We start from the raw sequence: 3459 nt of genomic DNA, 5'->3' as shown, positions 1-3459 counted from the left end.
AACACGGTGGACGACGACCAAGAGGCGACAGGCGCGACCAGCAACGGCACGCCCCAGGCGCGGGGCGCGCTGAAGAAAGCCGCCGGCGCATGGGGACTGACCTGGCTGACGTACACCGCCTCGTCCCATCCGAGCCCCAGTCCCGGGGGTACGAGGACGAGCTGAGCCAGGGTGAACGCGCCGGCCACCGCGATGAACGGCGCACTCCGCTTCGGGATGAAGGGCGTGGCTCGCTGCGGACCGATGCGCATGACCGCCTCCGGGGGAGGTACTCAACGGGAAAAGCCGTCAAAGCGACAAAAGGATGAGTCATCCGTATGGCTTCGAACGCACGACGCACCGGCCCGCCGCCTTCTTCACCCATCCGGCGCGCGCCCGGACCGGAGGAGACCTCGCGCGGGCACGGGCCCCCCCTTCCCGCCGTGGCGTGCGTCTGCCTAGCATGCGACCCGTGGATCATCTGGACGACCTGGCTCATCAGCGGCGGACGCCCCTACAGCACTTCGACCACTGCCCCTGGCTGTTCGAGAAGGAGGCGGCGGAGGAACAGCGGGCCGCGCAACGGGAGCGGCAGCGCTCACTGGGCGGGGACAGCGAGATCGGCGAGCGCTGTTACGTGGCCGAGTCGGCGGCGGTGTACCCGGACCGGCTCCGCCTCGGCGACGACTCGTACATCGCCGCCCACGCCTATGTGACCGGCGAGCTGACCACCGGCGCGGACTGCACGCTGAACCCGTTCACCGTGGTCCGCGGCAGGGTCGCGCTCGGCGACGGGGTGCGCATCGGCGCCCACACCTCGCTGCTCGGTTTCAACCACTCCATGACCCCCGACCGCCCCGTCTTCCAGCAACCCCACACCAGCCGGGGCATCACCGTCGGCGACGACGTGTGGATCGGCTCCCATGTGGTCGTGGTCGACGGTGTCACCATCGGCGACCACTGCGTGATCGGCGCCGGCGCGGTGGTCACCAAGGACCTGCCGCCGTGGACGGTGGCGGCGGGGAACCCGGCCCGGCGGATCCGGGACCGGAGGGAGACGGCAGGCACGCCGGACAGGGGCGGCAGCCTGGGCGACGCGCTGGCCCGGTTCGCCGCCACGGCCCGAGCGCAGGCCGCCGACATCCTCGACCGGTCCTGGAACGGCACCCACTACGTCGACCGCCCCGGCGTCTCGCCCACCGTACGGGCGCACTGCGACGCCGTGGAGATAGCCGACCTGCTGCTGGGCTCGCCCCCTGGACAGCTCACCCCCGAGGAACACATCGCGAGGCTGAGCGCGCTCCAGGACGAGGAGACCGGCCTGGTACCGGAGTTCGGCGAACAGCTCCCTCGGATGGACCCCGACGGCTTCATCGGCGAGGGCCCCGCGCTGTACCACGTACTGTCCGTGGGCTACGCACTGGACCTGTTGGGCGCAACCTTCCCCCACCCCGTCCACGTCGTAAGCACTATGACAGCAGCCCAACTCACCTCCCGGCTGGAGAAGTTGCCCTGGCGGGACAACGCCTGGGGAGCCGGTGCCTGGATCGACAGCTGGGCCACGGCGGCCCACTGGAACCTCCGGCACACCGAGAACGGCGGCCGGACACCCGGCATGACACCCGGTTCCCTGGAAGCCCTCTTCGGCTGGCTGCTGACCCGGGCGGACCCCTGGACCGGCATGTGGGGCAGCCCCTCGGCCACCGCCGGACGCCTCCAGGTGGTGAACGGCTACTACCGGCTCACACGCGGCTCCTTCGCCCAGTTCGCAGTGCCCGTCCCGCATCCGGAGCGGGTCGTGGACGCGGTGCTGGACCACGCCCGGGACACCCGTTACTTCGGCGCGGGGCGCGAGAACGCCTGCAACGTCCTGGACGTCGCCCACCCGCTGTGGCTGTGCGCCCGGCAGCTGGGCGGCGGGGGCGCGCGCGGCGACGGTTACCGGTCCGCCGAGATCCGCTCCTGGGCCGAACGGCAGCTCACGGCGGCCCTGGCCCGCTGGCAGGACGGAAAGGGCTTCGGATTCGGTCCGGGTACGGCGGGGCCCGGGCCGGAGGCGGGGTTGCAGGGGACGGAGATGTGGCTGGCCATTGTGTGGCTGCTGGCGGATCTGCTGGGGTACTCGGAGCGGCTGGACTATCGGCCACGTGGTGTACACCGACCGGAACCGGCTGGGGGTGCGTGAGACATGCCACTTCCGGAACGTCAGCGTCCGTCCTGCTCCGTACGGGTGGTCGCGTATTCACCCAGGTGCCGGGCATCGCCAGGGGGCGGAATCGGCCTCGTAAGTGCGGTGACGCGGCCTGTCGCACGGCTCACTCGGGCATCACGAAATTCCCCCCTCACCGGGCGGCCCGTGGTGTGGTGCACTACCTTTGGGCGTGAACAGCCGAGCGGCCCACGTTTACCCAATTCTTGCCACATGAAGCCAGAACGGCTGAGCAGTTACTAGAGGCGGGGCCTCCCATGCGCAATGCTGGGAGGTCCCGCGCTTCACTCCACAGCCGCTGGCACGGGAGGGCATCGGGTGGTTAAGACAGTGAAGACGCCGTCCGGCGGACGGACGATCGCCTACGAGACATGGGGCGATCCGGACGCGCACCCGGTGTTTCTGCTGCACGGAACCCCCGGAAGCCGACTCGGCCCCCGGCTCCGCACATTCGACCTGCACAAACTCGGTGTGCGCCTCATCGCCTACGACCGGCCGGGGTACGGCGGCTCCGACCGCCACCCGGACCGCCGGGTCGTCCACGCCGCCGAGGACATCGACGCCATCGCCCAGGACCTGCAACTCAAGAAGTACTCCGTGGTGGGTAGATCCGGCGGCGCACCGCACGCCCTGGCCTGCGCGGCACGGAACATCGGCAGCCAGGTGGCGAGCGTCGCCGCGTTAGTCTCCCTCGCCCCACCGGACGCCGACGGCGATGGGTTCGCCTGGCACAAGGAGATGTCCGACTCCAATGTGTCGACGTATGAGCTGCTCGACCGCCACGCACCCGATGTGACCGAGTTGGGCGCGCTGCTCGCGCGCAACGCCGAGACCATCCGGCGCGATCCCACGGTGTTCCTCGCCTCCCTCCGCGAGGAGATGCCGAAGGTCGACCGGGTGATCGTCGAGGACGCCGGAATCCGCCAGCTCCTCCTCATCAACTACCTCTCAGCCGTGGGCCAGGCCGAGCAGGGCGAGGGGGCGGACGATCCGCGCGCGCCGATGGGCTGGGTGGACGACCTGGTCGCCTTCCGCTCGCCCTGGGGGTTCGACCTCAAGGAGATCGACGATTCGGTGCCCGTGATGCTCTGGCACGGCGAGCGTGATGTCTTCGCCCCTGTCGCCCATTTCCGCTGGCTGGCGAAGAAGATGCCGAAGGCCAAGGCCGTGCTGCAGCCGTCCGCTGCCCACTTCGCGTCGTTGCCTGCCCTGCCACAGGTGCTCGCCTGGGTCCGTGACGAGGCCGCCTGACGACCGACGTGATGTGTAGC

At 70.2% G+C, this 3459-nt stretch carries 2 protein-coding genes and 1 pseudogene; 2 read left to right on the top strand and 1 reads right to left on the bottom strand.

Going from position 1 to position 3459, the window contains the following annotated elements; translation table 11 throughout:
* A pseudogene (locus STRIP9103_RS16500) lies at nt 1-251 on the bottom strand (hypothetical protein); the annotation flags it as partial.
* 200 nt (nt 252-451) lie between these two features.
* On the opposite strand from STRIP9103_RS16500, the gene STRIP9103_RS16495 reads away from it, so the two are divergent.
* Both STRIP9103_RS16495 and STRIP9103_RS16490 read left to right on the top strand, forming a co-directional pair.
* Nucleotides 452-2164, top strand: a complete 1713-nt coding sequence (locus STRIP9103_RS16495) for an acyltransferase (RefSeq protein ID WP_009313157.1) — start codon at nt 452-454, stop codon at nt 2162-2164.
* A 342-nt stretch (nt 2165-2506) separates the two neighbouring features.
* Nucleotides 2507-3439: an alpha/beta fold hydrolase gene (locus STRIP9103_RS16490; RefSeq protein WP_009313154.1), complete on the top strand. Its 933-nt coding sequence runs from the start codon at nt 2507-2509 to the stop codon at nt 3437-3439.
* Nucleotides 3440-3459: the final 20 nt, after the last annotated feature.

The sequence above is a fragment of the Streptomyces ipomoeae 91-03 genome, from assembly GCF_000317595.1.
In the GTDB taxonomy this organism is placed as follows: Bacteria; Actinomycetota; Actinomycetes; order Streptomycetales; family Streptomycetaceae; genus Streptomyces; species Streptomyces ipomoeae.
Note: the sequence above shows the minus strand (reverse complement) of the source record. Positions and strands in the feature narration are given on the sequence as shown.